The 4,517-nt window shown below is 37.5% G+C and carries 5 protein-coding genes and 2 tRNA genes; 4 read left to right on the top strand and 3 right to left on the bottom strand.

Annotation, left to right across the window (positions count from 1 at the left end; translation table 11 throughout):
* Positions 1–140: 140 nt before the first annotated feature.
* On the bottom strand, positions 141–635 hold the full coding sequence (locus AB1349_12910; protein MEW6558225.1) for a nitroreductase family protein: 495 nt from the start codon (positions 633–635) through the stop codon (positions 141–143).
* Between the two features lie 74 nt (positions 636–709).
* Between AB1349_12910 and AB1349_12905 the strand changes: the two genes are divergently transcribed.
* The 4 genes from AB1349_12905 to AB1349_12890 all read left to right on the top strand — a co-directional run bounded on the left by AB1349_12905 (position 710) and on the right by AB1349_12890 (position 2,015).
* Complete coding sequence (locus tag AB1349_12905; protein MEW6558224.1) at positions 710–1,156, top strand: cyclic nucleotide-binding domain-containing protein; 447 nt, start codon at positions 710–712, stop codon at positions 1,154–1,156.
* 45 nt (positions 1,157–1,201) lie between these two features.
* Positions 1,202–1,275: transfer RNA gene (locus tag AB1349_12900), tRNA-Met, on the top strand.
* Between the two features lie 27 nt (positions 1,276–1,302).
* A complete protein-coding gene (locus tag AB1349_12895) occupies positions 1,303–1,509 on the top strand; it encodes a hypothetical protein (GenBank protein ID MEW6558223.1) in 207 nt (68 codons plus the stop codon).
* Positions 1,500–2,015: an A24 family peptidase gene (locus AB1349_12890; protein MEW6558222.1), complete on the top strand. Its 516-nt coding sequence runs from the start codon at positions 1,500–1,502 to the stop codon at positions 2,013–2,015. The genes AB1349_12895 and AB1349_12890 overlap by 10 nt, the downstream gene beginning before the upstream one ends.
* Here AB1349_12890 and AB1349_12885 read toward each other — a convergent pair.
* Positions 2,007–2,080, bottom strand: a tRNA-Glu gene (locus AB1349_12885). The genes AB1349_12890 and AB1349_12885 overlap by 9 nt on opposite strands.
* A gap of 6 nt (positions 2,081–2,086) precedes the next feature.
* Positions 2,087–4,408, bottom strand: a complete 2,322-nt coding sequence (locus AB1349_12880) for a glycoside hydrolase family 13 protein (GenBank protein MEW6558221.1) — start codon at positions 4,406–4,408, stop codon at positions 2,087–2,089.
* Between the last annotated feature and the right edge of the window lie 109 nt (positions 4,409–4,517).

The following is a 4,517-nucleotide window of genomic DNA, read 5'->3' as shown; positions in this document are numbered from 1 at the left end:
CATCCCAGCATCAGTTAGTTCGTTGCCTTATTAACTGTGGGATTTGGTGTTGGACTGGTCGCTACCCTTTATCCAGTTCGGACTTCCACCGACAAGAATTCAAGGAACTTTCTTGGCACACTCATAAAAATATCCTCCAATTAAAATTTTTCCCAATGTAAAACATCTTCTAACTTTCTTTTTCTGATATTAGATTTTTCGTTAGAATAACCTACAGGAATTATGGAGATAAGTTTGTAGTCCGGTGGTGCATCCAATTCTTTTGCAATTGTTTGGGCATAATTTTTTTTATCACCTGCAACCCAACAGGCAGAAAGTCCAAATGAGTGAACTGCCAGAAGAATATTTTCAGTAGCTGCACAGCCATCTTCTAAAAAATACTTTGTATCCTTTGCGAAAACAACTATACAAAAAACGGCATCTTTAATGAACGGACCATTACCTGCCACAATTTCTGCAAGTTTTTTTAACTTATTTCTATCGGTAACAACGACAAATTCTACTGGCTGGATATTTTTTGCCGTTGGTGCTAACCGTCCGCAATTTACTATTTGTTCAATAACCTTTCGGTTCACTTCGCCACAATGCAGTTCCCTGATACTTCTTCTGGTTTTTATACATTCAATAACATCCATGTTTTTATTTTACAAAATAAAATTAACAAAATCAAGGTATTGACAAAAAAACTTTTTTTTTATATTATTATAGTATGGACGAGATATTTACTTTTCTAAAAAACCATCTTTATTTTTCAACACTTACGGATGAAGAACAAAAAGAGTTCAGTTCAATACTTGATATTCAGAACTTCAAAAAGAACGATGTTATATTCAAACAAGGTGAATTAGGCGACCGTCTTTATATTGTAAAAGACGGGATGGTAAGAATATTTATTATAGACAACGATGACGACCACACGATTGCGGTAATGAAACCTGGCGATATTTTTGGCGAACTCGCTTTGTATGATACACAACCGCGTTCTGCATATTCTTCGGCGCTCACTTCTGCAACCCTTTTAGTAATCACTCGTGAAAAATTTGAAGAACTGAAAAAGAAAAACTCTCAGGTTGCCTCCAAAGTACTCCAGATAATGTTGAAAGTGCTCTCCAAACGGCTTCGGCTTACCACACAGAAACTCTACGGCCAGTTTTAAAAATATTTCACTTGACAAATTTTAATTTTTTGTTATACTATCTATTGCGGGGTAGAGCAGCCCGGTAGCTCGTCAGGCCCATAACCTGGAGGTCGGTGGTTCAAATCCACCCCCCGCAATAACATTAGCAAACATAAAATTAGTATATGGAAACAATTACATCTGCAATTAAATCCTTAAAAGCACCGGCTGTAATCAGACGAATGGGTTCTGATTGCGTTTACTGTTATTTAGAACAGGGTATTACCTGTATGATGTATTTTTGTAAAAAAAAATCTGTAATTACTGGCAGACGAGAAATTTGTACTGATGGTTTCCGAGGCAGATGCGCTGACTACAAACCGTGCTATTAGATACAATCCTCCTGATTTTTCTGTCAATTTCTATCTATACCGATATTAAATACCGAAAGATTTATAATTTTATTACATTCCCTGCTGTAATTTTAGGGCTAGGTTTCAATTTTTTTTATTCGGGTCTACCGGGCTTAAAAGATTCGCTGGCTGGTTTTGCGGCTGGCTTTTTATTTCTGTTTATTTTTTATCTGTTAGGCGGAATTGGTGCAGGTGATGTAAAATTTATGGCTGCGGTTGGCTCACTTAAAGGTTTTGAGTTTGTTGTAAGAGGCGGTTTTTACGGTGCGATATTAGGCGGGATTGTGGCAATTATTGTATTATTTTTTAGAAAGAATTTTTTGGGAACACTTAAAAAATTATTTTACGCTTTAATTTCGCTTGTCACTTTTAGAACTCCGGAATCGTTAAAATTTGACGAAAGCCAGTCGGTATACCTGCCTTATACTGTGTTTCTTGCACTCGGAATGTTTCTGCGATGGATAATAACCACAGAATGCCGCTAATGGGATTTGAACCCATGGTCTTCGCCTTGAGAGGGCGATGTCCTAAACCACTAGACGATAGCGGCAGTTTTTTAGTTTACGAGAATTAAATATCCTAGTGGTTTAAGCGAGATATTAAGTACATTATTGTTCCCGATTTTATATGTTTTGTTTGTTAGAGTATCTTTTAGTTCTATTATTCCTTCTGGAAGCGGGATTTTTATTTTTTGTGTCTTGTCAGAATTATTCAGAATAACTACACCAATTCTATCTCCTTTAATTCTTACAAATCCAAACACATTTTTTTCATCATCAGCAATCAGTGGCTTATAGAGTCCTGTCTTGAAGACACTATATTTTTTTCTGATAGCGCTAATTTTTTTGTAATGTGTTAGCAGTTCTTCATCTACGGTTGCACCGGGTTCGTCGCATTTAAGTTCACGCCATAGCATCGGTTTTCTGTCAAACGGGTCATCAGCACCCCACATCCCGACTTCATCACCATACCAGATACACGGTGAACCGACGAATGTGAATTGGAACGCAGTGATTAATTTTAAGAGTTGATAGCAGTCTGCGGATGGTTTTGTATTTTTGTAATTTTTGTTGTAGTCGCCGCCATCTCTGGGGTTTAATCGGTTTCGTTTATCATATTCCCGCTGAGGATTATAAATCATAGATGCGATTCTATCTGTATCGTGGCTATCCAAAAGATTTAACTGCACAAAATTGACCTGCATCGGGTAGGTTGACAAAAGATGGTTGATTGATTTTTCAAATTGTGATGATGAGAGTGTTTTATCAACCAAAAATTTTATTGCTAATTTTACAAGTGGATAATTCATCTGTGAATGAAACAGTTCTTTTGTTAGCCAGTCAGGCGCTTCACCCCATAGTTCGCCGACTATATATGCATCAGGATTGATTTTTTTGACAAGTGCACACCATTCTTTCCAAAATGGCATTTTTACGCAATCAGGTACATCCAGTCGCCAGCCGTCAATTCCGTCGGATGGGTTGCCATCGTTATTCGGGTCCATCCACCGTTTTGTAATCTCAAAAATATGTTTTTTGACGGGCTCAATAAGTCCGTTTTCATCTTCTTGGAATTCCGGCAATCCGCCGAAACCAGCCCAGCCTGTGTAGCCTTTACCCTGATTTGAGTATTTTCTGAATGTTTCCCAGTTGGTAACGATGAACCAGTCTTTATAAACTGATTTCTCATTTTTTTGTTTTAAGTCAACAAATGCCCAGTGGTTCTCGCCTGAATGATTAAACACACCGTCAACAATTACCTTTATTCCGAGTGAATGTGCCTGTTTTAGGAATTCAAGAAACAGTTTATCTGTATCAGTCCATTTCCATGTTTCAGGGTCTAGCGTTTCATGAAGTTGAGAATAATCTGTTAAATAGCCGAAATGCTGGTCAATATGTCTGTAATCATTCGTATTATATTTCTGATATGAATTTGATTCAAAAACAGGGTTCAGGTAAATCGCTTCCACACCGAGCCCTTTTAAGTAAGTCAATTTTTTGATAAGTCCTTGCAGGTCGCCGCCGAAGAATCTGCCCCAAACAAATTGATAAAAACTGCCCCGTTCTGTTGAATATGGTTTATTGAAATCCCATGTCCAGGGCAGCGTATTTTTCGGGTCGTTTAATTTTTCGCCGTTTGCGAATCTGTCAAGCATTATTTGATACCAGACACAGCCCTTTGCCCAGTCGGGTGTAGAAAAAACAGGTTTCAGTTCAAATGCGATATTTTTTGTATTTGGAAAAATAAAAAGCGTTTTGTCGTCTCTGATTTGAAAATAGCCGTTTCCCGGATTTTTTATTTCAACAATATCCGAGTAATAATCAAACCCGACTGATGAATATGTTTTAGTAAGTACGATTTTCTGTTGTGGAAAACAGGCGACCACAGTTTCTACATCGTTTTTTAATGTACGCAGTTTTAATTCAACCAATTCTGTTGATATCACATTGATTTCATATTTTAATGCTTGGATATTTATATCATCTGGTTTAGCGATACCGTATTTTTCACCTTTTTCACCAACAAAAATTCCAGAATTGAATCCGCCATAACCATCCGGTTTTCTTAATGTTTTATCCGCAAGCGGATCCTCAATCCATTGATTATCGTCTATAACGAACTTATAAAAATGCATCCCATCATTCAGTGGAATCTCTATCGTATATTCCCCGTCAGGTTGTTTTTTCAGGATATCAGCATTTTTGTTCCAGGTATTAAATGTTCCTGCGATAGCGACTTTACTGACAATTTTTCCAGCAGGGTCATAGACAAACTTTACAGATGTCTTTGTGAAACACAGATTACACAGATAAAAAACGCAAATGAACGCAGATAAAAAAAACATTGCCCAATTTTTAACATGTTGTTGAGTAGACATCTTTATAACCTCCTTGTGGTGACAGCCCTATCGGGCTGTCGTGCCCCTCGCAGAACCGTGCTTGCAGATTGCCCACACACGGCTCTTCAATAACACTTCCTCATAAAGC

The organism is Elusimicrobiota bacterium, assembly GCA_040757695.1.
In the GTDB taxonomy this organism is placed as follows: domain Bacteria; phylum Elusimicrobiota; class UBA8919; order UBA8919; family UBA8919; genus JBFLWK01.
Note: the sequence above shows the minus strand (reverse complement) of the source record. Positions and strands in the feature narration are given on the sequence as shown.

Excerpts from the sequence above, each read along its gene's own strand:
- AB1349_12910 (MEW6558225.1), bottom strand. The coding sequence starts at position 635 with ATGGATGTTATTGAATGTATAAAAACCAGAAGAAGTATCAGGGAACTG.
- AB1349_12905 (MEW6558224.1), top strand. The coding sequence starts at position 710 with ATGGACGAGATATTTACTTTTCTAAAAAACCATCTTTATTTTTCAACA.
- AB1349_12895 (MEW6558223.1), top strand. The coding sequence starts at position 1,303 with ATGGAAACAATTACATCTGCAATTAAATCCTTAAAAGCACCGGCTGTA.
- AB1349_12880 (MEW6558221.1), bottom strand. The coding sequence starts at position 4,408 with ATGTCTACTCAACAACATGTTAAAAATTGGGCAATGTTTTTTTTATCT.